General features: G+C 30.5%; 22 protein-coding genes. 7 read left to right on the forward strand and 15 right to left on the reverse strand.

Annotated features, from left to right (window positions below; translation table 11 throughout):
* Positions 1-140 precede the first annotated feature (140 nt).
* The 3 genes from AC34EU_RS07150 to AC34EU_RS07160 all read left to right on the forward strand — a co-directional run bounded on the left by AC34EU_RS07150 (position 141) and on the right by AC34EU_RS07160 (position 1,967).
* Positions 141-527: a hypothetical protein gene (locus AC34EU_RS07150; RefSeq protein ID WP_489696145.1), complete on the forward strand. Its 387-nt coding sequence runs from the start codon at positions 141-143 to the stop codon at positions 525-527.
* Positions 524-724, forward strand: coding sequence for a helix-turn-helix transcriptional regulator (locus AC34EU_RS07155; protein ID WP_487534319.1), 201 nt, complete (start codon positions 524-526; stop codon positions 722-724). The genes AC34EU_RS07150 and AC34EU_RS07155 overlap by 4 nt, the downstream gene beginning before the upstream one ends.
* A gap of 208 nt (positions 725-932) precedes the next feature.
* Entirely contained in the window at positions 933-1,967 is a 1,035-nt protein-coding gene (locus AC34EU_RS07160) for an energy transducer TonB (RefSeq protein ID WP_487534320.1), read from the forward strand.
* A 22-nt stretch (positions 1,968-1,989) separates the two neighbouring features.
* Here the strand turns inward: AC34EU_RS07160 and AC34EU_RS07165 are convergent, their stop codons facing one another.
* From AC34EU_RS07165 to AC34EU_RS07175, 3 genes are all read right to left on the reverse strand, one after another.
* Complete coding sequence (locus AC34EU_RS07165) at positions 1,990-4,389, reverse strand: TonB-dependent receptor (protein ID WP_487534321.1); 2,400 nt, start codon at positions 4,387-4,389, stop codon at positions 1,990-1,992.
* Positions 4,390-4,501: 112 nt separating this feature from the next.
* Positions 4,502-5,053 (reverse strand): type 1 periplasmic binding fold superfamily protein, encoded by a 552-nt coding sequence (locus AC34EU_RS07170; protein ID WP_487534322.1) that lies wholly within the window; start codon positions 5,051-5,053, stop codon positions 4,502-4,504.
* Positions 5,054-5,145: 92 nt separating this feature from the next.
* The gene (locus AC34EU_RS07175) at positions 5,146-5,472 is read right to left on the reverse strand and encodes a hypothetical protein (RefSeq protein WP_487534323.1); all 327 of its coding nucleotides are present in this window, start codon (positions 5,470-5,472) and stop codon (positions 5,146-5,148) included.
* A 71-nt stretch (positions 5,473-5,543) separates the two neighbouring features.
* Between AC34EU_RS07175 and AC34EU_RS07180 the strand changes: the two genes are divergently transcribed.
* Complete coding sequence (locus tag AC34EU_RS07180; protein WP_487534324.1) at positions 5,544-6,932, forward strand: FAD-binding oxidoreductase; 1,389 nt, start codon at positions 5,544-5,546, stop codon at positions 6,930-6,932.
* Here the strand turns inward: AC34EU_RS07180 and AC34EU_RS07185 are convergent.
* Positions 6,929-8,395 carry an SLC13 family permease gene (locus AC34EU_RS07185; protein WP_487534325.1) on the reverse strand — a complete coding sequence of 489 codons (1,467 nt, stop codon included), beginning with the start codon at positions 8,393-8,395 and terminating at the stop codon, positions 6,929-6,931. The genes AC34EU_RS07180 and AC34EU_RS07185 overlap by 4 nt on opposite strands.
* A 2-nt stretch (positions 8,396-8,397) precedes the next feature.
* Positions 8,398-8,847 carry a YybH family protein gene (locus tag AC34EU_RS07190; protein ID WP_487534326.1) on the reverse strand — a complete coding sequence of 150 codons (450 nt, stop codon included), beginning with the start codon at positions 8,845-8,847 and terminating at the stop codon, positions 8,398-8,400.
* A 30-nt stretch (positions 8,848-8,877) separates the two neighbouring features.
* On the opposite strand from AC34EU_RS07190, the gene AC34EU_RS07195 reads away from it, so the two are divergent.
* Together AC34EU_RS07195 and trxB are read left to right on the forward strand one after the other, a co-directional pair.
* Entirely contained in the window at positions 8,878-9,597 is a 720-nt protein-coding gene (locus tag AC34EU_RS07195; RefSeq protein WP_487534327.1) for a DUF6503 family protein, read from the forward strand.
* 92 nt (positions 9,598-9,689) lie between these two features.
* Positions 9,690-10,628, forward strand: coding sequence for a thioredoxin-disulfide reductase (trxB, locus tag AC34EU_RS07200; RefSeq protein WP_487534328.1), 939 nt, complete (start codon positions 9,690-9,692; stop codon positions 10,626-10,628).
* Here trxB and AC34EU_RS07205 read toward each other — a convergent pair.
* The 10 genes from AC34EU_RS07205 to topA all read right to left on the reverse strand — a co-directional run bounded on the left by AC34EU_RS07205 (position 10,625) and on the right by topA (position 24,503).
* A complete protein-coding gene (locus AC34EU_RS07205) occupies positions 10,625-12,784 on the reverse strand; it encodes a sugar-binding protein (RefSeq protein ID WP_489696146.1) in 2,160 nt (719 codons plus the stop codon). The two genes, trxB and AC34EU_RS07205, sit on opposite strands and share 4 nt — an antisense overlap.
* A 138-nt stretch (positions 12,785-12,922) precedes the next feature.
* Complete coding sequence (locus tag AC34EU_RS07210) at positions 12,923-13,105, reverse strand: CPXCG motif-containing cysteine-rich protein (protein WP_487534331.1); 183 nt, start codon at positions 13,103-13,105, stop codon at positions 12,923-12,925.
* A complete protein-coding gene (locus AC34EU_RS07215; protein WP_487534332.1) occupies positions 13,098-15,023 on the reverse strand; it encodes an ABC-F family ATP-binding cassette domain-containing protein in 1,926 nt (641 codons plus the stop codon). Before AC34EU_RS07215 ends, AC34EU_RS07210 begins: the two co-directional genes overlap by 8 nt.
* A gap of 4 nt (positions 15,024-15,027) precedes the next feature.
* The gene (locus AC34EU_RS07220) at positions 15,028-16,074 is read right to left on the reverse strand and encodes an NAD(P)/FAD-dependent oxidoreductase (RefSeq protein ID WP_489666589.1); all 1,047 of its coding nucleotides are present in this window, start codon (positions 16,072-16,074) and stop codon (positions 15,028-15,030) included.
* A 69-nt stretch (positions 16,075-16,143) separates the two neighbouring features.
* Entirely contained in the window at positions 16,144-17,070 is a 927-nt protein-coding gene (gene porN / locus AC34EU_RS07225; protein WP_487534334.1) for a type IX secretion system ring subunit PorN/GldN, read from the reverse strand.
* A gap of 4 nt (positions 17,071-17,074) precedes the next feature.
* Positions 17,075-18,667 carry a type IX secretion system motor protein PorM/GldM gene (porM, locus tag AC34EU_RS07230; protein ID WP_487534335.1) on the reverse strand — a complete coding sequence of 531 codons (1,593 nt, stop codon included), beginning with the start codon at positions 18,665-18,667 and terminating at the stop codon, positions 17,075-17,077.
* A gap of 25 nt (positions 18,668-18,692) precedes the next feature.
* Complete coding sequence (gene porL, locus AC34EU_RS07235) at positions 18,693-19,352, reverse strand: type IX secretion system motor protein PorL/GldL (RefSeq protein WP_487534336.1); 660 nt, start codon at positions 19,350-19,352, stop codon at positions 18,693-18,695.
* 38 nt (positions 19,353-19,390) lie between these two features.
* Positions 19,391-20,785, reverse strand: coding sequence for a T9SS ring complex lipoprotein PorK/GldK (gene porK, locus AC34EU_RS07240; protein ID WP_487534337.1), 1,395 nt, complete (start codon positions 20,783-20,785; stop codon positions 19,391-19,393).
* A gap of 92 nt (positions 20,786-20,877) precedes the next feature.
* The gene (locus AC34EU_RS07245) at positions 20,878-22,026 is read right to left on the reverse strand and encodes a formimidoylglutamase (RefSeq protein WP_487534338.1); all 1,149 of its coding nucleotides are present in this window, start codon (positions 22,024-22,026) and stop codon (positions 20,878-20,880) included.
* Entirely contained in the window at positions 22,026-24,503 is a 2,478-nt protein-coding gene (gene topA / locus AC34EU_RS07250; protein ID WP_487534339.1) for a type I DNA topoisomerase, read from the reverse strand. The genes AC34EU_RS07245 and topA overlap by 1 nt, the downstream gene beginning before the upstream one ends.
* A gap of 544 nt (positions 24,504-25,047) precedes the next feature.
* Between topA and AC34EU_RS07255 the strand changes: the two genes are divergently transcribed.
* On the forward strand, positions 25,048-25,354 hold a 307-nt coding region (locus AC34EU_RS07255; RefSeq protein WP_489696147.1), incomplete at its 3' end, for a hypothetical protein.

Genomic DNA, 25,354 nt, shown 5'->3' on the forward strand with positions numbered 1-25,354 from the left:
CTACTAAAACAATAAAACGGTTATACTATTATAGTGTAGCCGTTTTTTTATGACAAAATATTTAATGTAAACAAAACCTTACATTTATAAATTATTTTATATATTTGTAAAGTAAACATTACAAATTTAAATAAACAAATATGGAAGATCAAAAAAAACAAACAAAAATTATGCTGGCATGGACACTAGCATGGGTAGTAAGTTTAGGAGTTTTAACATTTGCGGAAAACGCTCTTTGGGAAAATAAAACATATACTACAATAGGATTAATAATAAATTTTGCTATTGGAATAGGTATGATAATCGCTAATAAAAATTTATTTAAGACTTATGACGAATTACAAAAGAGAATTCAATTTGAAGCAATGGCCATTACATTGGGCTTAGCAGTAGTAGTTGGTCTTACATATGAAGTCTCTTTTGATTTTGGAATTATTGGGAAGGAACCTGAATTCGAATATCTAATGATGTTTATTTCACTTTCATACATTATTGCCAATATCGTTAATTATAGAAGATTTCGATGAAAAATAAACTAAGGGAATTAAGAAAAAATCAAAAATTGACACAGGAAGAATTAGCCAACTTAATTGGTATTTCACGTCAAGCGATAAATGCGATTGAAAAGGAAAAATTTGATCCAAGTTTACCCACTGCATTTAAGATGTCAAAGTTGTTTGAGATAGCTATTGAAGAACTGTTCTTTTTTGAGGGATCTAAATAATTAATTGTATGACTGAAAATAGAATAGAAAGTTGAGACTTTTTTTATAAGAATTTACATATACTACAATGCTGTATAAATTAAAATTTATGATGAATTCTAAAAATTAACACCACGTCTATTATTTTAAGAACTCATTTAGAACACTTTTAAAGAGAAGGTTTTTTATATATTATTCACTTTCAATTTAAAATTGATAACTTTAAATAATGAAAAATCTTTTATCTTTTATTTTTTTTATTTCAAGTATTTCATTCTCCCAAACAATTAAAAAGGAGATTCAGAGAGACAGTCAGAAGACTAACAATAAAGAAATTGAGAACTTTAAAAATTTAACCGGAATCAATCTTGATGAAGTAATTGTAATAGAAGACTCTTTAGTTTCTATTACAATTAAAAGTAAAGGAAATGAATATATTTTTAACCCTAAAGAATATAGTGATTTTGAAATTGATTCAATTAGACAAAGTATTCGTTGGCAAAAAATGGGCCTTAATAAATATGGGATAAACACTAAAGCATTTAACCTTATAGCAGCTATACGAAATCGTCTAACAGGAGTTCAGATAGCTAGTCCTTCTACCGGTATAATTCGTCTAAGAAGCTCGAATTCGATTAATAATTCTAAAACTATTCCTGCATTTGTTGTAGATGATCAATTGTTTGTCATTCCAGGCGAAATAGTTCAAAATGCCATTCAAAAAGGTATTCCTTTATGGAGTTTCTATCCAAACATTCCACTTGACGATATAGTTGATGTAGAAGTTTTGAGATCACTAGCTCAAACAAATAAATATGGGTTATTGGGAAATGCAGGGATTATTAAAATAACAACTAAAAATGGGCGTAAACGTAAGAATATGAAATCGAGAAAAATAGTATCAAATACAAATTCTTTATTCTTTGATAGTCCAGAATTAATTGCTCCTGTTTTTCCTGGTTGCGAAAATTCAAAAAATAAAAAAAAATGCTTTAAAATAGAACTGGACAATTTCATCCATTCTAATATTATATATCCTTCTAATTTTAATCAAAAAACAATCAGTCGTGTTTATGTTAGAATTTATATTGACAAATATGGAAACATATCTAAATATAAAGCCAGAACTACTGAAGGACAAGAAGTGTTTGCAAAAGAAGCATTAAGAGTTGTTAAAACGCTGCCAAAGTTCAAGCCTGCCACTTCATCTGATAAAAACCAAGGTGTTTATTATTCATTTCTAACTCTTTTTAAAAATGAATAACTAAATTAATGAAGACTTAACTTTAAAATTTATAATTAGCACCAAAAATAAAACTTCTTCCCAAATCATGAGCGTAATATCTTAGTCGGTTAAGATAATTTCGATATTCTTTATTAAATAAATTTCTTATGCTAAAACTTAAGGAGAGACTATAATTTTGTTTGGTGATGATACCAATACTTGAATTAAAATTAAATATTTGATAAGCATCAGGCGGAGTACTTAAATCGAGTGTTTCTGTAGTTTCTGATAATGCAACAAATACATCAAAGTTATTGTCAGGATACTCATTTTGACGAAATGTATACTCACTCTTTAATGACAGTGTTATGTTATTAGCTTTTTGATTTTGATATACTATTTCATTATTTATATTTACCGGAGGCATACTTATGAGAGGCTCATTTTTTAAAAGATCACGGCCCTTGATAATTGATAATTGATTGTCTAAATAAAAATTTTTATTTAAAACTACTAAGGCATCAATATCTAAGCCTAAAATCTGGGCATTAGTTTGTCTATACTCCCAAACCTGAAAATTTCCTCTTATAGTAGTTTGAACACTAGTTGGTTCAATTAATATAAAATCATTGATTGAATTTATATAAGGATTAACCGATAAGTTTATATTTTTATTTTGAAATATATAATTTAAAGTTATTTTATGACCGACCTCTGAATTAAATCTTAAATCGCCTAGTTCAATTCGAGCTGATGAATGATGAAGGCCTTCACTAAACAGTTCTGAAGGATTAGGCATTCTTGAAGCGATTGAATAGTTAAAATTTATTGAATGATTCTTATCAAAATTATATCTAGAACCAAAAGTTGTTGAATAGTTTGTGAAAATCAATTTTGTTTTAATTAGCGTCTGACTACTAATTTCATTAATGATCAAATCAGAAAACAAATCTTGGTAGTTTCGAGATTCCCAAAAGGATGTTCTGTAATACTTTGAAACATCCATAGATGAAAAATCAAAACGACCTCCAGCTTCCAAAAGGAACTTGTCATTAATTTTTAAGTCAAAAATTGAGTATATTCCTAAATCATATTTATTATAATCAGGAATAATTCTTCTAACTCCTGTTTCTGGATCTGGAAAATTCTTTTGATATCTTCCTATTGCCCCTAGTTTTATATTTAATAAATTTGAAACTTGAGATTTTAAATCTACCTTAATACTGTGGGTTTTAAGTTCTAAATCAATTGAAGGTTTAAACTTATCATCTCCCCTTCGTATATCAAATTCTAAACGATTGTTTTGTTGATAGTCATATTGGAAACTTATTTTGCCTAGACGTTTAAATCTATTAAATCCTTTAAACCTAAAAGTACGGTGATTAAGATCTTGTTTAGGAACATTAATTTTATAAGAAAAATCATTAACTATAAAGGGGCGCTCACTATTTATTGCTCTAATTTGATCTTGAGCACCTCCTATATGGGAAGCTCTTAAAATTCCTAATTCATTATTAAAAATAGAATAATACAATTCCAATCCATACTTGAATCGGTTTAGACCAAATCTAAAAGAAGCATTTTGTTCTTCAACTCCGGTATTATTCAAATTATATTTTGGTGATTCAAAATCTCCAAAACGCTTAAAAGTAACTTGAACTGAGGAATATAACCCATTTTCATTAGTCTTAATTAAATTTGAGGTTGTAGTTAATCCTCTTCCATTTGTTTCCCCTTTTACTAAAATTTTACCGTATAGGGTGTCCTTTACTTCAAAATTTGATGTTTCTGCAACTATAACTCCGCCTAGAGCACTTCCTGAATATTGCAAAGCTCCAGCGCCCTTAATCAATGTGATTTTATCAAGTGAATTAACATCAATATTCGGTGAGTGCTCTTCACCCCATTCTTGATCTTCCATTCGAACTCCGTTGTTTATAATCACAACACGACTACTGTGTAATCCATTAATAACTGGTTTAACAACTGAATTTCCAGTTTTAAATGATGACACTCCTGATAAATTACTTAAAATTTCACCTAAAGGTGAACTAATGCTTTTTTCCAAAACCTTACTTGAAATTTTATTTTCAATTAATGTTTTGGATTTTTCTATGAAAGAATTACCGTATACAATAATCTCATTTAATTCTTCTATGTGATGTTCTAACCTTAGGATCCTATTGATGTTTTGAGAAACTCTTATAGTTTCTATTTTAGTTTTACACTGTGGATGTGATACTTCAAAAACATAAAATTTGTTGCAAAGATTTGAAATACTAAAGGCTCCATTAGAATCAGTTATGATTTGTTCATTAAGTCCTTCAGCATCTATAATAGCTCCAATTAAAACTTTTCCATCATGTAAATCAACAACTTTCCCAGAAAATATATTATCACAATTCTGAGAAAAAAGACAAAAAGAGTTAAATAGAGTTCCTATAAGCAGCAATCTAAACATTTAAATGTTTGATTAAAATTAACGTATAAGTAAAATTGAGGATAATAAAAGTATTATCCTCAATTTACATTAATAAAAATTTAATTATCTAAAATTTTATAGATAACGGTAATTATTCAATTGTAATATTAAAAATAGCCTGAATATCTGTTTCCCCCCCAGCACTTGCTAAACCAGTATTTGGTTTTGTTGGTTCATGTACTAGTGAAAAAGTAAGACTACCACTACTTGCTGACCCAGCAGTTAAGTTGAATTTAGTTCCTAAATTATTTCCTGCTGAATCAAAATTAGAATATTCAGTTGTAAGATCAAGTCCACTGCCTACAGTGTAGAAAAATTGATGATCTAAATCTTCTTCTTCAACTTCTTCAGTGATGTCTTCAGCTGGAGACTCAAGTTCATTTAGTACTCTAATGAGTCCAACGTAAGTAGTTCCTGAGGTTAAATTTCCTGATATAGTAATAACTGGTTCATTAGGACCATCCGAATCCAAGTCCTGATATTTCATAATAATAGTTGAACTACCAGAGTTTAAAGTTACCTCCAAAGTAGTTATTACTTCTTCTTCATTGACTACTTCTGGTGCTGGATCGTCATCTTTTGAACAGGATGTAAATGATAATATAAGAGCTAGTATAAAAGGTGAAAAATTATTTGTTTTCATGCTTATTTTTTTAAGTTATTAATTAATTATTTGCGCAGATCTATTAGTTTAGACCGCACAGGAGATTTTACTTATTATATAAATCAAGTTAATTAACTAAACCTTGGGGGACCTCTTGGAGAGTACTTTTCATTAGGAAAGGAGAAAAAAATATCTAAATAAATTGATAGATTTTTTTTAAATAAAATATTATTTGCAATGTAAAATTCTGAATCTAGGTTTAATTCAAAACCTGATAGACTAAAATCACACAAAGAACAAGGATCATATTCTTGATGAAAATGAGTTGAAGTTTCAGTGCAAGAATTATGCTTATGTTTTTCAACAGATTTGATCGATTCAATTCCCGTTGGAGCTAAAAAAACTAATAGCAATATCCATGATGTAATCACTCTAATAAAATAATTTTCTTTTTTCAATTTGATGATTTACTATTCAAATGTAAAAAAAAAATTATATTAGTCAATATTAATATTACGTTAAGTTAAAAATGGGCAAAGACAATTTAATTGAAGAATTAAAGTCAATATTAAAAGAAAATCAATTACTTATTAAGGATGATGTCTTAACAAGATTCTCTCATATTTGGAAAACTAATGAGCCCCTTCAGGCCATTGCAGTCACCCTTCCTAGAACAACAAAAGAAGTCAGTGAGATAGTTAGGTTGTGTAGCAAATATGACCAACAAATAATTATTCATGGTGGTTTAACTAATTTAGTTGGGGGAACAGAAACACAAAAAAATCAATTAGTTATTTCATTAGAAAAAATGAATTTAATTGAAGAAATCGATTCGCAAAGTAAAACTATAACTGCACAATCTGGAGTTATTGTTGAAAATTTGATTAATGCTGCAGCTGAAAAAGAGTTATTATTGCCATTAAATTTTGGTGCTAAAGGCTCTGCTCAGATAGGGGGTGCAGTTTCGGCAAATGCTGGAGGTTTAAGAGTCTTTCGTTATGGCATGACCAGGCAAATGGTTTTAGGTTTAGAAGTTGTGTTGCCTGACGGTACAATTATCTCTTCTTTAAAGAAGATAATTAAAGATAATTCAGGGTATGATTTGAAACAGCTTTTTATAGGCAGCGAAGGAACGTTAGGAATCGTAACTAGAGTTGTTCTTCGGCTTCAAGAAGCACCAAAGAGTCGTTCATCTGCTTTTGTTGCTGTAAAATCATATGAAAAAGTAGTTAAGCTACTTAAATATCTTGAATCTGAATTGAGTGGAAATCTTAGTGGTTTTGAATTAATTTGGAAAAGAACATATAAAGCCATGACCGAATCTACTGAACTAATTAAGCCTCTGTCAGATGATTATGAGTATTATGTGCTTATTGAGAGCCTTGGAAGTCAGCCGAAAGAAGATTATGAGTTGTTAGAGCTTCATATTGAAAAGTCATTAGAAAAAGAAATAATTGAGGATGCAGTAATGGCAAAAACAGAAAAAGAGCTTCATCAAATATGGCAGATTCGAGAAGATGTAGCAATATTAGCATCTAAAGCAAAATTTGATCAGCATTTTGATATTAGTATACCAATTTCTCTAATTGGAAAAATTATAAATTCAATAATTACAGAGCTTGAGAATATCAAAGAAGTCAAAACAATTTTTCCTTTTGGACATGTAGCTGATGGAAATATTCATTTTATTATAGGAAGAGACATTGATAATTCTGAAATTATTGATATTATTAATTCTATTGTTTATTCTCCACTAAAAAAACATAAAGGTTCATTATCTGCTGAACATGGAGTTGGATTACATAAAAAAAAATATTTACAAACCAGTAGATCTGAAGAAGAAATCAAACTAATGGAGCAGATCAAAATTATGTTTGACCCGAAAAATATTCTTAATCCAGGTCGAATAGTATTCTAATTTTTATATTCTAAAAGAGAATCAGTTAAAGAAATATCCCAAAATGAGGGAAGAACAAAATACACCATTAATGTAATCACAATTATTGAAATAATATTTAGCCAAAACCCCTTATTTACCATATCTGGAATCCTAAGATAACCAGCTCCAAAAACTACTGCATTTGGAGGAGTCGCAACTGGCAACATGAACGCACAGGAGGCAGCAACTGTAGCTCCAACCATTAAAATAAATGGGTGAATATTAACTTGTGAACTCATCGTTGCCAAAACAGGAAGTAGCATTGCTGTGGTTGCTAGGTTAGATGTTATTTCAGTCAAAAAATTAACTACAGTAACTAAACATAGGATTAAAATAATTAGAGGTAAATCTTTAAGTATTGTTAGCTTGCTTCCAATCCAAATAGCCAGCCCAGTGTCAACAAATCCTTTAGCTAAAGCCATTCCTCCTCCAAATAAAATTATAACTCCCCAAGGAAGCTTAACAGCCTCTTTCCACGTAATAAGAGCTCTTTTATTATCACTTGACGGAATAACAAACAGAATTAATCCAAATGATATAGCAATAATAGTATCATCTATATTTGGAATAAATTTTTGCAATAAAAATGATCTAGAAATCCAACACAGAGCAGTAAGAAAAAATATAAATGCTACCCTTTTTTCTTCTACAGACATTTTACCTAGATTATTTTTTAATCGATTTATTTCATGTTTACCACCTGGAAATTCATTTTGATCAAATTTAAAGGCCTTCTTAGTTAGATATTGCCAACATATAAATAACATCATCATAGAAATAGGAAATCCAAAGACAAACCATTTGAAAAAAGATATTTCATATCCAAAATTTGATTCTACAACACCTGCTAAGACAAGATTTGGAGGAGTTCCAATAATAGTTGCAATGCCACCTATAGAAGCACTATATGCAATTGAAAGTAATAAAGCTTTTCCAAACTGCTTATTCTCATTAACAGAGGTTGAAGGATTGTCTTCTAGCTGTTTTATAATTGCAAGTGCAATTGGAAGCATCATTACTGATGTAGCTGTATTTGATATCCACATCGATAAAAATGCAGTAGCCACCATAAAGCCTAAAATTATTAGATTAATCTTGGTTCCTATAGCTGAAATGATATTTAAAGCAATTCTTTTATGAAGGTTCCATCTTTCTATTGCTATAGCAATTAGAAAGCCCCCCAAGTATAAAAAAACATACTTATGTCCATATGCTGCCGTAGTGTTCGAAATAGAAACAGCATTAGTTACAGGGAATAATACAATTGGAAGTAAAGCGGTTGCAGCTATAGGTATCGCTTCTAGTATCCACCATATTGCCATCCAACTAGTCGTAGCAAGAACGTTTCTACCCTCTTCACTAAGATCACTGAAAGAAATAAATTGTATAACAATAAAAGATAACGGTCCTAATAAAAGTCCTAAACGTTGTTTTGAAAACATAATTAGTTGCTGCTTGAAGTATGGTCACTCAAAATTAACCAACCATTCTCATTTTTCAACCATATTAAAGAAAAATATCCACTTAATTCTTTATCAGGATAACATAAAAAAAACTGCCCTAACAACTGTGCTACATTTTCAGATACAGATGAAATATTTAAAATTTTAAACTTTAATTGACCCATTTTTTCCTTTGTTGGATAAGAATTTAAATATCTGTCTCTTACAGAATTCCAACCATAAAAAGGTCCACTAGATCCATTAAAAACCAAGTTCTCTGATTTAAGATATCCTTGCATAAAAGCATTAATATCTCCATCATTCCAAGCCTTTTCTTGTTTTTCTATAACACTTATTATAGAATTCTTATCTTGTTCTTTTAATACATCTTGAGCCATTGATTTAGATAGAAACAAACAACTTACTGAGAATACAATTATATATCTTATCATCTGAAAAATTAATTAATTTTAAAAATTAGAATGAAAATACAATTTGATATTAGATTGCTTTTGATATTTAGTATAATTTTTTTGAATAAAGTATCATCGCAAGATGAAAAAATTAAAGAAATTCTCTTAAAATCTATAAATGCACATGGAGGCGAAGTAAACCTCAATAAAATAAAAAAAATTAAATATCTAAAAACCACATTTACTTATGATAAAATGGGTGATGTTGAAAACCAAATTAGACAAAAGATAACTCATGAACTTCATCCTTACTCAACTGAAATAGAATCAAATAATACACTTTTTAAAACAAACGGAATTGTTACTGAAATAATTGAAGACGGGAACAATGTAAGTGATCTAAAATCTTTAAATAAAGCTAAATCAAATCTTGATGGTGCTTTTTATGTTTTTTGGCAACCCATGAAATTAAAAGACACAGGTACGATAATAAAATATATGGGTGTAACTAGTTTACCTAACAAAAAAAATGTACACTCCTTAGAAGTGAGCTATCTTGATGGATCTGACATATGGAATTTTTATTTTGACACAAGCACATATTTACTTATTGGAACTGAAGTAAATCATAATAATAAAGTGAGTTTAATATATACAACAGCTTTTAATACTACCGATTACGGCGTGTTTCATCATAAGAGAGAAAGCTATAAATTGACTGAAAATAGATCAAAATTAAGCATTCAAGCAAGTTATATTTATAATATTTTAGATGTTGTAAAAGAATAATTTATTAACACATAACGAATACTTATTACAAACACTTATTTAGTTAACCATTAAATTTTACATTTGAAATCAATTCAAATTTAAATATTTTCATGGACATTATAGAAACGTTAATTATTGGAAGTGGTCCTGCTGGATATACAGCTGCCATATATGCTGCTCGGGCTGACCTTAAGCCAATTATGTATACTGGAATGGAGCCTGGAGGTCAATTAACAACAACGACTGAAGTTGATAATTTTCCTGGCTATCCCAATGGAATTGATGGGCCAACTATGATGGTTCAACTTCAACAACAAGCTGAACGATTTGGAACTGAAGTTAGAATTGGACATGTTTCTAAAGTAGAACTTGCCTCAAATAAAGGAGGAATTCACAAAGCATGGGTAGATGAAAAAACAGAGCTACACGCAAAGACTATTATCATAAGTACAGGAGCTACGGCAAAATATCTTGGAATTGAAAGTGAACAAAGACTAAGAGGTGGCGGAGTTTCAGCATGTGCAGTTTGTGATGGCTTTTTTTATAAAGGACAGGATGTTGCAATTGTTGGTGGAGGAGACACAGCGGCAGAGGAAGCTACATATCTATCTAATATTTGCAATAAGGTAACTATGCTTGTTAGAAAAGGTGAAATGAAAGCGTCTAAAGCTATGCAACACAGAGTTACTAATACAGAAAACATAGACTTGAGATATTTTTCTGAAATTGATGAAGTCTTGGGGGATCAAGTTGTTGAGGGACTTCGTATTCTAAATAATAAAACTGGTGAAAAAGAAGAGATTGAAATAACAGGACTTTTTATTGCAATTGGACATAAGCCTAATACTGAAATTTTTCAGCATCAGTTAGAAATGGATGAAGGAGGATACTTAATAACTGAAGGAAAAAACACTAAAACGAATAAGCCTGGTGTTTTTGCCTCTGGAGATGTTCAAGACAAGGAATATCGACAAGCTGTAACTGCTGCTGGAACCGGATGCATGGCAGCACTAGATGCCGAAAGATATATTAATAGTTTGAAAAACTAATTGCCTATTAAATATTGGAATTTTAAATAGAGTTGGGCTGATTCAGAAGTAAATTTTTTATTAGCCTCTGCTCTACTATATCCAATGTTTCCTCCAATATAAAACAAAGTGAATGGATTTGGGTTCCATTTAATTAATGGTTGAGAGAAAAAGGTTTTATCAAAATCATCATATTCTGTAATTAATCTTATTGAAAAATCTCTATTAAATTGATAATTGAAGTTAATTCGAGTAATGTATCCTTTATAATATAATGCTCCATCTACCTTATTTCTTAATTCACTATATCTTAAAATTGGACTAATTCGAAACTTATCTGATAATTGGAAGGAATTAAAGGTTCTAATATTTAATTCATCTCCTAGGGCTAATTCATCTAGATTATAGCCTATTTGATCGCCCATTCCAATTCCAAATCTTAATGTTACAATCTCTGATGGACTGTAATTGACCATCCAGCCTATAGAATTTAAGTTTTTTGGATTAAAACCTTCAAATTCATTGTTAAATTGATGATTAAATTCAAATCCCGTCCGTAAATTATTCTTCATAATCAATTCCCCTCTTAGCTCAATTCCAGAACTTTTTTGAAAATTATCATAATTAAATTGTCCCCACAACTCTGTCCCTATATTAGCTTGCTGAATAAAATTATTTCCATAATAAATATAGTTTTGACTAAATTCTATTTCTCTGTAAGAATTTTTGGTTACAAAACCAAGTGGAGTTCTGTATAAAGGAGATAATTGTTTGTAGCCAATAGAGGACTCCCAATTTTGTGTAGTTCGACTTAAATCAAAAAGGACTGCATCTCCACTATAAGACTCACCGTCTAACCTTAATGATCTACTCTTTATAAAACCATCCTGTTCAATCCAATCGTTTTCAGGTTCATTGGTAATACTTTTATTTAATTCAAAATTAACAGTATATGATTTTAAAAATTGATGCCGGCCTGACAAACCAAATGTATGATCACTTCCACCACCTTTCAAAATTCGATTTGTTATTAACGCACCAAAATTTGATCCTTTGCTATAATTTCTTTGATACCTTAAAATATTTGAAAAATTTTCTCTCCCCTCTCCACTATATGACTGGTTTTCTCCTCCAATTATGTAAGCAGTTTTAGTATCATATGCCGCTAACCAATATATACGTTGTTTTTCATCCTGATGAATCAACTTAGTAGAAAGAATAGGTTGATTTATCATTCGAGTATGAACTGTATTAAGCTCAGTACTAACTAAATCAGCTCCTTCATTAAAAAAAGGTCTTCTCTCAGGGTAAAAAATAGCAAAAGTAGCATTTACATTAATTTGAGATACATCAGCCTCAACTTGAGAAAAATCAGGATTAATAGTATACTCTAAAGATGTTGAATAACTTAAATCTGCTCTTCCACTTAATCCAAAACTAAATTTTGGTTTCCCATATCTGATAGAGTTTTCATCTGCATTTCCTTCGACTCCACTATAAACATAAGGCAATAAGTTAAGTCTTAGCTTTGGTTTAATGTTTTTAAAAACAAGTTCATTTTTGGCTTGACATGTAATACAAGGATTGTTTCTGTCAATTGGAAAATCCATATTCTGACTTTCAACTCCATTTGCAAAAATTTTACGATAAAAAGAAGTTTTCCACTTTAATATAGATTTATTTTTAAATTGAAAAGTAGAAAAAGGAACTTTCAATTCTACTTGATACCCGTTATCAAATATCTGTGCTTTATTTTCAAACATAACATCAAAGGAAGGGTCTCCATCATTCCTATTAAATTTCATGTCCATTTGACTTCCATCAGCATTACTTCCTAAGCATATCATATATCTACCATCACCAAATGTATCAATACAAATCATTACAAAATCATCTTGCCAAGCTTCATCACGATTTCGAATCGAACTTCTCAACTTGTCTTTTGGAATATCAGCTAAAAATCCAATATACATATGAGTTGATGAATATGCGACATAAGCCTTTGTTTTATAAAAAGAAGGAGTGTTGTTTCCAGGCTCAATTTCATAAGAAATATCAAAAGAAGGGAAATTAGACCACTCATCAGTGTTTACGACACCGTCAAAGTTTATTGGATCTAGATTTTGACCATAAATTTGTAATGAAATTAAAATTAATAATAAGCGTGCTTTTTTCATATTACTAAATAAGTTTTTATGTCCATACTATAATTTGTTGAAAGAAGGTAATTAAATGTTTACTTTTAAAATGAAATTAAATATTTTACGAATGTAATACATAAAATGGTACTATGCAATACATAGTAAGTAATTTAATTATTGCTCTATAGATGACGCATTAAAAAACTTAAGTATCTCTGAATGGAAAGAAAATTTAATTAAAATAGGATTGCAACACACTTCACAGTCTTCTATATACTCACTTTGACTTAAAGATGAATCAATCAACATTGATATTTGTTTCCAACAATGGGGACATTGAAAAAATTGTTCAATCATTGTTTTTGATTATTTTTTCTAACTTTTTATGTTCTAATTCCCAAATATCAATATTATCTTGAAGTTCTTTTTTTTGTGCATGATATTTATCAAAAAAATCAGTAGAAGCAATAGTTTTTTCATAATTAATTTCCAACTCCAGATCAATAGCTTTAATTTTTTTTTCAAGCATATCAATTTTATTTTCTAACTTATTAATCCTACTCTTTGTATTGTTAATTTTTTTTTGATTTAAATAATCACCTGCATTATTTTTGTTTTCAGAAGGGTTAGTCTCTGTATTTTTATGATTACTTATTTCTGTAAAATTTTTAATATTTTTCTCTTCTAAATATGATTTTACTCCCCCTAAATGCATTTTTACTTTTTGATCTTTGAATTCAAGAACAAGATCACATAACTCATCAAGAAAATCTCTATCATGAGAAACAAGAATTAAAGTGCCTTGAAATTTATTCAAGGCTTGTTTAAGTATGTCTTTTGAAGCTATGTCAAGATGATTAGTTGGCTCATCCATAACTAGAACATTAAAAGGTTGAAGAAGTAATTTGCAAAGAGCTAATCTATTTCTCTCACCTCCTGATAAAACACTAACTTTTTTATCTACATCATCTCCTCTAAAAAGGAAAGCTCCTAAAATATCTCTTACAGAACTTCTATTTTTTTCAGTAGCCGCTTCTTGAACCGTCTCCAAAATTGTTAATTGACCATCTAAATACTCTGATTGATTTTGAGCAAAATATCCTATTTCAACATTATGCCCCAACTTAAGGTTTCCTTGATATTTTATTTCTCCTACTATTATTTTTGCTAAAGTAGATTTCCCTTGGCCATTTTGACCTACAAATGCAATTTTAGATCCACGTTCAAGAAGTAAATCAACATTTTTAAAGACAATATTTTCTCCATATTGCTTGGACACTCTTTCTGATTCCAATATTGTCTTTCCCGGTTGCTTACTAACTGGAAAATTCAATTTCATGGTTTGTGTTTCTTCTTGATCTACTTCAATTCTATCAATTTTATCAAGCTTTTTGATTAAGGATTGTGCCATACTAGCCTTAGAAGCTTTAGCTCTAAATCGTTCAATTAACTTTTCTGTATCCTGAATCTGTTTGTCTTGATTTTTTTTAGCTGATTTTTGTTGTTCAATTATCTCTTGGCGAAGCTTAAGATATTCTGAATAAGACTTTTTAAAATCATAAATGTGTTTTTGAATAATCTCAATAGTTCTGTTAGTAACATTGTCTAAAAATATTCTATCATGAGATACTAATAAAACAGCTCCTTTATATTTCATTAAAAATTGCTCTAGCCAAATAATTGAGTCAATATCTAAATGATTAGTAGGCTCATCCAATAATAAAATATCATTTTCTCTAAGTAAAAGTTTAGCTAACTCAATTCTCATTCTCCACCCTCCAGAAAACTCTTCTGTTGGTTTATCAAATTCAATGCTTTTAAAACCCAATCCTAGTAGAATTCTTTCTGTCTTCGCTTTGTAATGGTAACCTCCTAATAGTTCATAATTAGATGTAGATTCTGTCAACTCTATTATTAAACCTGAATACTCTTCACTCTCATAATCATTTCTAATTTCTAACTGGTGATTTATAAAGTCTTGTCTTTTTTCAATTTCTAATATTTCTTTAAAAGCTTTATAAGCCTCTTCAAGAACACTCCCAGTATTATGAAAGTCTAAGTCTTGCGGTAAATATCCTATTTTGCATTGTTTTTCTATTGCAAAACTTCCACTGGTTGGAGTTTGTTCTTGAGCTATAAGTTTTAAAAGTGTTGACTTTCCTGCTCCATTTTTTCCAATTAATGCTACTCTATCTCCTTGACCAAGTCTAAAATTTAGATTATCAAATAAAGTAAAACCTCCAAAGGAAACTCCTATATTTTGTGCACTTAACATAAATTTATACTTCTTTTTTTTTGAGTGTAAATCTGCGAATATCTATTGAGGTAGACAAAGCTTTATCCAAAAAAATATAATTATAAAGAAACTCAGATAGTCGAGGAGCTATAAGAGAACCTCTAGTTCCTAAACCATTGAAAATATAGATGTTATCAAATTCCAGATGTGACCCTAATAATGGTCTACGATCTATAACTGTTGGTCGAATTTGAGCATCATGACTAATAACTTCAAAAGGAATATTTAATTTTTCTTGTAGTTCAGATAAAAGCTCATTTTTAGCAGACAAAGATTTTTCAGCAGTTTTATCATTATTATTAAATGTTGCTCCAATCCAAAAAAGACTTTGCCCTAGAGGAACTATGAAAAACTTACCTTTCCATATGGCTTTTTCAGAAAGTTTGTAAGATCTGATAACAAGCATTTCGCCTTTATTACCGACTAAAGGAAGGTAACTAAAAAAGGGATTGTTTTTCATACCATAGCCCTCACAAAAAATTATATTTTTATATGAATTATCATTATAAGTGACTTCACCTCTTTTAAATTTTAAATTTGAGTAATTAAAAACTTCTCTTTTGTAGTTACCCTTCAAAACATATTGATATTTTTTTATTATCTCTTTAAAATTCAACCTGCCAACATTTTTTAGTGTTCCAAAACCATTAGGTGTGTTTATCTCATCTACATTTTTTAAAACTATCTTTTTATTTAAAAAAAATTTCAAATTGTTTTTGTCGAAAGCCTCAGACCATTTATTGTGTTCGCTTAAGCTTGAGAAAATTCTATTAATACCTGTTTTATTGTAAACATTATATCCTAAGAGGTTTGATATTTCTTTATAAAAGGGTAAAGCATATTCAAAAAAATCTTTTCCTTCCCATGACATATTATATCGTTTTAAAACGGTTGGATTCAAAACGCCACCAGCAACAAGACTAGAACTGTTTTCTGAAGAATCAATTACGTGAAAAGATATTTTATTTCTTCGCAATTGATGGGCTATAGAAAGGCCAGCAATTCCAAATCCTACAATTAAAGTATTCATTATTATTTAGCTTTTGTTCAAAAAAAAAGCGTCTCATTCTGAGACGCTTTTTTTTTAATATGATTTCTATTAGTTATTCCACATGTCTTGTTCATAATCACGAATTACATTTTTAATTCTTTCAGACTCTAAAAGTTGACGAAGAGCATCTTCGTATATGTAGTCCTTAATTTCTCTATCATTATATGGATTTTCTTCCTTATAAATTACAGAGTTAAAACGTCTTGTGTTGAGCATTAAGTCAAAAGTTATTGGTTGAGAGGCATTTCTAGAATTAAATATTTCTGAACCATTTAATGCTAGTCTTGCATTTGGAAACCAAACCCAGAATAGTGGAACTGCATCCAAATCTTTAATATCTTTCGGAAAATCTTGAGCATCATTATTTGCCCTTGTACTCGCAACAACTGCTGTAGGAGCAATACCTAATAATCTATATTTAAGTTCTCCCAATCGTTTATCAAAATACCAAGTTCCCTTAATCAGGTAGGAGTCTATCTCCTCTTTTCCAATTTCATAAGTAGAATATTCTTGAGATTCAGGAGATTCGTCATTGGGTACGCCAGCATTAAAATTCTTTCTTCCTAGTTTGTTAAGCTCCCTACTTTTTAAATACCCTTTAATGACATCTGGAGAACGTTTTGTAGTGAAATATCCATCTTCATATACTTCAGTTATATTACCATTCAATATATTTTCCCAAAGAACATCAAAAAGAGGTTTTCTTGTAGGGTCAACATTAGCTACTGGATAATAAAATGGGAAATTGATGCGTTCATCTAAATCAATTTTTTCCCAAACAGTCTTAGACCACATAACATCTCTATCGTCTACATAACCATAAGCCAAAGGCTCATTGTCGCTTGTTAATAATTGTTGTTCATTTAATTTTCCTATTTCTTGAGGAATAACAGCGTTGAGTAAGTTAGACTGACCATAAAAAACAGTAGGGCTACCTATAATTAGAAATATTAAAATAAATGACAACTTTCTCATAATTTTATCTTATTACAATACGAATACCTGCAACTCTTTCAAAAAGATACTTTGGGTTTTGTGGGTTTCTAACTTTAATATCAAAAATCTCAATAACCTGACCTTTTCTTGCAGATTTAAGAGCTGATTTAGCATTTGCATTTAATCTATTACCATTAACTGAGACAGGAGCCTTTCCAGGCACTTGAAATTGAAAACTTAGTACTTGAAGTTTTATATCGAAATCAAAATCTATTATGGATGCTCCTACATTTGAATTTTCAACATCAGATTTACTCAAACTAATTCTCCCAACTTCTCCTCTAATTATTGCAGATGGAGCAGGAATATCTTTTATTCGGTATTTGGTTGATGTTGATACCGGTTGGCCATCAGGTAAAGTAGCGCTTGCCCTTATAGACACTTCAAATCCTTTTTGAGGAATCATAACATATTTAGAACCTTTAACTTTTCTAAGTCCAGGTGCTCTTGCTGTAATTTTATTATTAGCAATACCTGCTATAGAAATTGTCATAGGGTTTGGTATTCCTCGATAGACTACATTCATTTTATCAGCTGAAATAACTGCAGAACTAGGTTTAGCTATTACAGGAAAAGATTGTTTTACTGTAATATTAGATTCAATTCCATCATTTAAAAAGACAAGATCTCCAAGAATTTCATGGTCTCCAGGTTTACCCGTTATGATGTTTAATTTTACTCCACCAGGAATAAGTGTATAATCTCCTTCTTTTAATTTTACTCCATCAATAGTTAAATTCACAGAATTAGGATTTTGAGCTCCACCTTTTCTTCCTAAAATAACACTACCATCAAAAGTTTCACCTTGATAATAAGCACCTTTTTCAGTTTTTAAAAGTGTTATATAGTTTGACTCAGTAACACCAGACTCTAGCTCTAGCTCTTTACCTAAAAGGGTCTGTAAAACATCATGTTCCGTTGCTTTAATATCTCCTTGAATCATAGTTAGCTTAGCTAAAGAAGAAACTAAAGGAAAACCTTCATAATTTGCAGCTAACCAGGGCTGGGTTGTTCCATCTTTGTTTACTATTTGATTTTCCTGATCCTTTATATAATCTCCTGTATAAAAACGCTCTTCTACAAGGCCAATATATTCAGAATATTGACTTCCAAAAACTTGAATAACAGTAGCCTTATAATTTATCATACTTTGTATAAAATCTTCACCTTCTTCAGAAACACCGCCAGAATCAAAGAAAATAAGATCTAAAGCCTCACCCTTATCCATTTCTGAATATTTTTCAAGTTCTGGATCTTTAATTCTTTGTTTTTCTGTTATTCTACTTTTAATTTCTTTTATTTTATCATAAAACGCATCAGACTCATTTTTTATTTCTTTTGATGTTCTATCGTGACCTATCCACTTTCCTTCTTTTTCAGCTGCATTTGTACTTATTTTATCATAATAAACATCATTACTTTGGTCTAACCGAATATTGGCCGATTGTATCTTTTTAAACATTTGTCCAAACCCATCTAATACTTCTTTACCCACATTTAATGCAAGCATAGTAATAAATACTAAATACATTAAGCTAATAAGCTTCTGCCTGGGTGTTTCTTTTGCTCCTGCCATTTTCTATGCTTTAAGTTTTAGTTATTTATTTTTTCATCACAGAAAGCATTCCACCATAAACATCATTTAAAGATGCTAAATTTGCAGAAAGTGATTCCATTTGTTTTTTTAACTGAGCTACATCTGCCTCCATTTGATCTCGAATAACAGTATCTTTTCCAGCTCTTGATTCAGTAGATTTAACCTGAACTGCATATAATTTATTCAACTCGTCTAATTGCGAAGCAGCTTTATCTAATTGCTCAGAGTATTGAGAAGATGATGATATAGCAGTTGAAGCAGGTTCTAATGCTTTAGCAGATGATTCTAATTTTTTGATACTAGAAGTTAGGTTGTTCATAAGGCTTACATCTAACTTAGCTTCTTTCATTAGAGTGTCAATTTTAGAAGAAAGTCCCTCATCACCTGATTTACCTGATGCTTTAACTGGACCTGCTCCATTAATTTTTTTTACAAACTCTTCATGTTCTTCTTTAATTTCTCCAGTATTTAAGGCTGATACAGCAAAAATCAAAGCTTCAGTTCCTAACCCTATACCTAATACTAGTCCTCCTGTAATTGGTCCAATTTCAAGGTGGAGAATTTTAAAAAGGGCACCTACTATCACAACAGCTCCTCCTAATCCGAATAACATATGCATTGCTACTTTACTTCTTAATCTTTTGTTTAACGCTTTATCATCCATTTTAATAATTGTTTATTGTTAATACTAAATATACTAATTTATCTTATTTTAACCTTCGGTGTTCCCAAATAATCTTGAACTGTTCTAAACCCTATATAGCTTCTTGAAGTATCTGCATACTCAAAATCCCTAGAGCTTACTCGTAAAAAATATGCAACATCTTTCCATGAGCCACCTCTTACCACTTTTCGTTGTTCTTCTTTCAATGACATATTTGGACTTAGTGATGCAACGTAATCATACGCTCCAGTATCATAAGATGAATTTGTCCATTCAGCAACATTTCCAGCCATATTATATAAATTGTAATCATTAGGAAGATATGATTTAGCTTCTACTGTATAAACTGCTTGATCAACTGCATAATCTCCCCTAAGAGGTTTAAAATTTGCTAAAAAACATCCACGATCGTTCATTAAATAAGGCCCTCCCCACGGGTAGGTTCCTGAAGGAATACCACCACGTGCTGCATACTCCCATTCAGCCTCGGTAGGTAATCTAAAGTTACTAACCAATGGATCTCCTTTAGATTTTTGATAACTGTTTTTATAGTGGGTTCTCCAATTACAAAATGCCATTGCTTGTTTCCAAGAAATTCCAATAACTGGATAATCTTGGAATGCAGGATGTGAAAAATAATCGTTGTGCATTGGCTCATTATATGAATACATGAAATCTTTAATCCAAACTGTAGTATCAGGATATATTTGAACATCCTCATCTTTTATGAATGGTTTGCGATCAATAAATTGTTCTCGAGTTCTTTTTGACTCTCTTGCCGCTGCTTCAGCATCAAACCACTTATATTTATATCTAATTTTTTCAACGTCTATTTTCATTTCACCATCATACCAATATTCTGGAGGCAAATAAAGCTCATCCATAACTTCTGCATAGGTTTGATCAGGATAATCTCCTGTTCCCCATTCTATATCTTCATCCCAATTAAGTGGGCGACCAGAGTATGGGTCTGGCGAACCGTCACTTAAAGTATCTTGACCAGAATAATTTTCTAGCATATACTTTTGAAATTCATTTAATTTAGAAGTGTCTGCATCTTGAAAAGCCCATCTTCCTACCCCATCTTTATTATCAGGAGTTAATTCATCTTCAGCTGCCCTTCTGGCCATCATGGCAAGTGCAATAGAATCTTTTACCCAATAAACGAATTGTCTGTATTCACCATTAGTTATTTCAGTTTCATCCATATAAAAAGATGGAACAGTAACTGTCCTGGCTTGTGCATTTTGAAGTTGAGCAACATCTTCGTCAGACTTACCCATTATATAAGCACCACCCTCTATTAGTGTCATTCCAAAAGGTTTCTCAGGAAACCATTTTTTTTGTTTAACACCTACTAGTTCTCCCTTATCACGTTTACCACAACTTATTGCAGCTAGAACGATAACAATAATTAAAACAATTTTTTTCATAAGCTATTCAAGCTCTTTATTGTTCGATTTCTTTGCAAAATTATTATTTCATTGCAAAGTACCACCAAAACTGATGGTTTTTTTTATTTTTTTTATCCTCGCTTTGATGCTTTCCACCATCGCTCAGGTAATTCATCATCACATGCAGCTTTATAATCTTGCTGTGTGCAAGGTAATAACGTTGATCTTTTTAATTTATTATCTATATAATTTTCATTTAACAATTCTACCCACCATCTTTTACTTGTTTCACTTTTGTGAAAAACTAATTCTCTATCTGATAAAGTTACAATATACTTTATAAATCCTTCACTAATTGACACTGGATACTCATTAAATCTATTTGAATAACCTTCAATAAAATACCAAATTATTTGAGATAAGAGTTGATGAAAAATAGGGCTACTTGGTAATTCAAATAAACCAAAACTCGTTACTCTATCACTAATACCAGAATAACGAGCAAGAGAGCAAATACTTCTACTATCTATTCCATTAGGCTGACCCAAGACGTTTGTTCCTGTAGCTGTCCATGATAATGATTTCATGTCAATACCCACAATATCTGCATCCCTAAAATAGGGCTCAGTTTGAGTTATATCATCAAGAACTTTTCCAAGACGCATAGATTCAAAATATAATTTTTCCATTAAATTGAGTTCTTCTTGAGCAATGAAAAAACTTTGATAGCCTAAATTAGTGAAATTATGGAGATAATTAGGCTCCTCCATTATAATTTGACTCATATAAGACCTCCCTGATATCAACTCTTCATCTTGTGAAAAATCAAATTGATTATCAATCGAAATAATGTTAGTTAATTGATTTTTTAATGAATATGACTTGTATATTGGGTAAATCATATCATGACTTCCTCCTATTAAAATTGGAATAATATTGCTTTTATGTAATTCATAACAAATCTCTGTGATTGCAAAATAAGTGTCATTTACTCCATTACCATTGGGTAAATTTCCTAAATCTGCTATTTTGAAATTCCAATTACCTGGAAAAAGATTATAAAAAGCACTTCGAAATGAATCTAAGTCATAATCCAAAGTTGGAAAGAAAGCATTTCGATTTTCAGTAATACCAATTATTCCTATTTTAACTTCATCCAAAGATGGAAGTCCAGAGCTTTGAGTATGAATATCAATAGTCTTGCCAATAACTTGATCAGGAGCAAGAACCAAACTATTCATAGAAGCTTGAGAAACAGGATGAAGCGACTTTAAACTCATTATTTCTTTTTTGTAGTAACTTTTTTCTTTTTACTTTTTATTGCAGCAATTCGATCCTGGGCTTCTTCGAGGGATATCTTTGAAGCATCAACAGTTTTAGGCAACTCTATTTTTAACTTCCCTTTTATTATATTGGATCTTCCCCATCTAGCTTTTTCTACTCTTATTCCTTCTTCAACCCAATTATTAATAATTTTATCCTTTTCCTTTTGTATTTTTTCCTCAATTAATTTTATAATATCAGAATCATTTAAGTTGTCAAAATTATAATTTTTGTTAACATTAATAAATAAATTATTCCATTTTATAAAAGGACCAAAACGACCTTTTCCCTTAGTAACAGGCATTCCATTATAATCATAAATTGGTGCATCAGCTTTTTTCTTTTCTTCAATAAGATCAACTGCTGTTTGATAATCAACTTCAGAAGCAATCACACCTTTAGTTAGTGACACAAACAATTTTCCGAATTTAACATATGGACCAAAACGACCATTGTTTACGGTAATTATTTCACCCTCATAATCTCCAAGATCTTTAGGTAACTGAAAAAGAACCAAAACTTCTTCTAAAGTGATAGTCTCTAATTTTTGATCAGGACTAAGACTAGCATATTGGGGCTTATCATCATCATCCATGTTTCCGATTTGGGCTAATGGCCCAAACTTTCCGAGCCTAACTTTAACAACTCTTCCATTTTGAGGATGATCTCCTAGTATTCTCTCCCCTGATTCACGTTGAGCGTTTTCCTTAACATGGTCAACTACATTATGAAATTCTGAATAAAAGGTCTTTAACATCCCTTTCCATTCCTGATTTCCATCAGCTATCCTATCAAAACTTTGCTCCACTTCTGCTGTAAAATTATAATCTAAAATGTTTTTAAAATTATTTACCAAAAAGTCATTAACAATCTTACCAATATCTGTGGGTATAAGTTTTCCTTTGTTAGATCCAACTTTTTCAGAAAGAGTTTTCTCGATAACATTGTTTTCAATAAATGATAAGTGAGTATAATTTCTTTCCAAGCCTTCATCCAAGCCTTTAGATACATATCCTCTGTTTTGAACAGTTGAAATTGTTGGAGCATAAGTAGAAGGCCTGCCTATTCCCAATTCCTCTAACCTTTTAACAAGAGCTGCCTCTGAAAAACGAGCTGGTGGCCTTGAAAAGCGCTGCACACTGCGTAGTTCTTTCAAATCCAATCTTTCATCTTTTGATATTTGAGGTAAAATTCCTTGATCTTCTTCCAAATCATCATCAGTGCCTTCAAGATAAACTTTCAAAAACCCCTCAAAAAGCAATACCTCTCCGTTAGCGACAAATATTTCATTATAATTAGAAGACTTTATTTTAAACTGTGTTCTTTCTAATTTTGCATCACTCATTTGAGAAGAGATAGTTCGTTTCCATATCAATTCATAAAGACGAATTTGATCAAAATCTCCTGCAGTAGTATTTTTACTTAAATCTGTGGGTCGAATTGCCTCATGTGCCTCTTGAGCTCCTTTGTTTTTGTTTTTATAATTCCTTGCCTGCACGAATTCTTCACCATAACGACTTTTAATTTCATTGATTGCAGCACCCTGCGCCTCCTTTGACAAGTTTACACTATCAGTTCGCATATAAGTTATTAATCCAGATTCATATAATCTTTGGGCAACAACCATAGTTTTAGTTACTGAGAAGTATAATTTTCTTGATGCTTCTTGCTGGAGAGTTGAAGTTGTAAAAGGAGCTGTTGGACTTTTCTTGCCAGGGTTTTTCTCAACAGAATCTATATGGTATTCACAATTCATATTGTTTTTCAAAAAAGTCAATGCACTCTCTTTGTTGTTAAGATTTTTTTGAAGTTGAGCTTTTATTTTTTTTCCGTCCTTGGTTACAAAAACTGCTTGAGATTTAAATAATCCTTTAGGATTAAATTCCTGAATCTCCCTTTCCTTTTCAACTATTAATCTTACTGCTACTGATTGAACTCTACCTGCAGACAACCCTCCCTTTACTTTACTCCATAATACCGGAGAAAGTTCGTAACCTACAAGACGGTCTAAAATTCTTCTAGCTTGTTGGGCATTTACTAAATTTTCATCAATCAATCTTGGATTTTCAATTGCTTTTAAAATTGCACTTTTTGTTATTTCATGAAAGACAATTCTTTTTGTGTTGTTTATGTCTAAATTTAATTGTTGTAATAAATGCCATGCTATAGCCTCCCCTTCTCTATCCTCATCCGAAGCTAGCCAAACTGTTGTTGCCTTTTTGGCGAGACTTTTTAATTCTCTAACAACTTTCTTTTTGTCTTCTGTGACTATATACTTAGGGGAAAAATCTGATTCAACGGCAACACCTAATTCATTTGAAGGTAGATCAGCAATATGACCAAAACTTGATGCAACTTTAAATTCCTTACCTAGAAACTTTTCTATAGTTTTTGCTTTTGCAGGAGATTCTACAATAACTAAATTTTTGGCCATGGGATTCAAATTTTGAGAACAAAAGTATATAGTTTTTTTTATTATCAATTTAATTATTCAATAAAAGAGATTTTTTTTAATCAAATTATTAAAGGTTTCATAAAATAAAAGAAGATTAGAAAATTTTGAAATTGTTTTTTTTGAATTTATTTTTATATGACAAAATGACATAAAATCATTATATTTGTGGTTGAATTGAGACTGGGATAAAGTGATTTGGTGGGAACTAATAATTAAAATTTTTCACACCACACTTCTCACAAAAAGAAATTAGATGAAAGGATTAACTACAAAGGAACTAAAGAGAAACCCAAACCAATACAATGGTGAAGTGTTAGAATCCCACCAAAGTTCCCACCATACAAATTCATCTCAATCATCTAAGGATAAGGTGGTTACGAAAAGTAAGAGGTTCTATATAGAGAGTTCGTTCTGTTAATTATATACTGATAATCAGATACTTAAGTATCCTAAAAAATATTATCACCTCATTATACCCTCACATTAATTTAATTCACTATCTTTGTTTTATACAGAGGTAAGGATGGATACAAAACAATTAAAAGAAAGATATGGTTGGAGTAAAGATTTAGAAAATCAAATCATATCATTAAATAAACAACTCAAAGAAGATTATAGAGGCAGTTTCAAATTAAAGAAACTGAAAGGTAAATATTATTGGTATTACCAATTATCTGCTAGGGTAAAGAGTAGAGAAAAATATCTTTGTTCGGTAGAGCCAAACGATTTAGAACCAAATCAAACCTCATTTAATTACGCTGTAATTATTTTACAAGAAAAACTTCGTTCTAAATTCGTGATGGGTATTAGGAATAAATCATATCTCCACA

This window comes from Candidatus Marivariicella framensis, assembly GCF_982709265.1.

What these genes read in the sequence shown, in the direction of transcription:
- AC34EU_RS07150 (WP_489696145.1), top strand. Translation starts at nt 141, where the DNA reads ATGGAAGATCAAAAAAAACAAACAAAAATTATGCTGGCATGGACACTA.
- AC34EU_RS07155 (WP_487534319.1), top strand. Translation starts at nt 524, where the DNA reads ATGAAAAATAAACTAAGGGAATTAAGAAAAAATCAAAAATTGACACAG.
- AC34EU_RS07160 (WP_487534320.1), top strand. Translation starts at nt 933, where the DNA reads ATGAAAAATCTTTTATCTTTTATTTTTTTTATTTCAAGTATTTCATTC.
- AC34EU_RS07165 (WP_487534321.1), bottom strand. Translation starts at nt 4,389, where the DNA reads ATGTTTAGATTGCTGCTTATAGGAACTCTATTTAACTCTTTTTGTCTT.
- AC34EU_RS07170 (WP_487534322.1), bottom strand. Translation starts at nt 5,053, where the DNA reads ATGAAAACAAATAATTTTTCACCTTTTATACTAGCTCTTATATTATCA.
- AC34EU_RS07180 (WP_487534324.1), top strand. Translation starts at nt 5,544, where the DNA reads ATGGGCAAAGACAATTTAATTGAAGAATTAAAGTCAATATTAAAAGAA.
- AC34EU_RS07185 (WP_487534325.1), bottom strand. Translation starts at nt 8,395, where the DNA reads ATGTTTTCAAAACAACGTTTAGGACTTTTATTAGGACCGTTATCTTTT.
- AC34EU_RS07190 (WP_487534326.1), bottom strand. Translation starts at nt 8,847, where the DNA reads ATGATAAGATATATAATTGTATTCTCAGTAAGTTGTTTGTTTCTATCT.
- AC34EU_RS07195 (WP_487534327.1), top strand. Translation starts at nt 8,878, where the DNA reads ATGAAAATACAATTTGATATTAGATTGCTTTTGATATTTAGTATAATT.
- trxB (WP_487534328.1), top strand. Translation starts at nt 9,690, where the DNA reads ATGGACATTATAGAAACGTTAATTATTGGAAGTGGTCCTGCTGGATAT.
- AC34EU_RS07205 (WP_489696146.1), bottom strand. Translation starts at nt 12,784, where the DNA reads ATGAAAAAAGCACGCTTATTATTAATTTTAATTTCATTACAAATTTAT.
- AC34EU_RS07210 (WP_487534331.1), bottom strand. Translation starts at nt 13,105, where the DNA reads ATGATTGAACAATTTTTTCAATGTCCCCATTGTTGGAAACAAATATCA.
- AC34EU_RS07215 (WP_487534332.1), bottom strand. Translation starts at nt 15,023, where the DNA reads ATGTTAAGTGCACAAAATATAGGAGTTTCCTTTGGAGGTTTTACTTTA.
- AC34EU_RS07220 (WP_489666589.1), bottom strand. Translation starts at nt 16,074, where the DNA reads ATGAATACTTTAATTGTAGGATTTGGAATTGCTGGCCTTTCTATAGCC.
- porN (WP_487534334.1), bottom strand. Translation starts at nt 17,070, where the DNA reads ATGAGAAAGTTGTCATTTATTTTAATATTTCTAATTATAGGTAGCCCT.
- porM (WP_487534335.1), bottom strand. Translation starts at nt 18,667, where the DNA reads ATGGCAGGAGCAAAAGAAACACCCAGGCAGAAGCTTATTAGCTTAATG.
- porL (WP_487534336.1), bottom strand. Translation starts at nt 19,352, where the DNA reads ATGGATGATAAAGCGTTAAACAAAAGATTAAGAAGTAAAGTAGCAATG.
- porK (WP_487534337.1), bottom strand. Translation starts at nt 20,785, where the DNA reads ATGAAAAAAATTGTTTTAATTATTGTTATCGTTCTAGCTGCAATAAGT.
- AC34EU_RS07245 (WP_487534338.1), bottom strand. Translation starts at nt 22,026, where the DNA reads ATGAGTTTAAAGTCGCTTCATCCTGTTTCTCAAGCTTCTATGAATAGT.
- topA (WP_487534339.1), bottom strand. Translation starts at nt 24,503, where the DNA reads ATGGCCAAAAATTTAGTTATTGTAGAATCTCCTGCAAAAGCAAAAACT.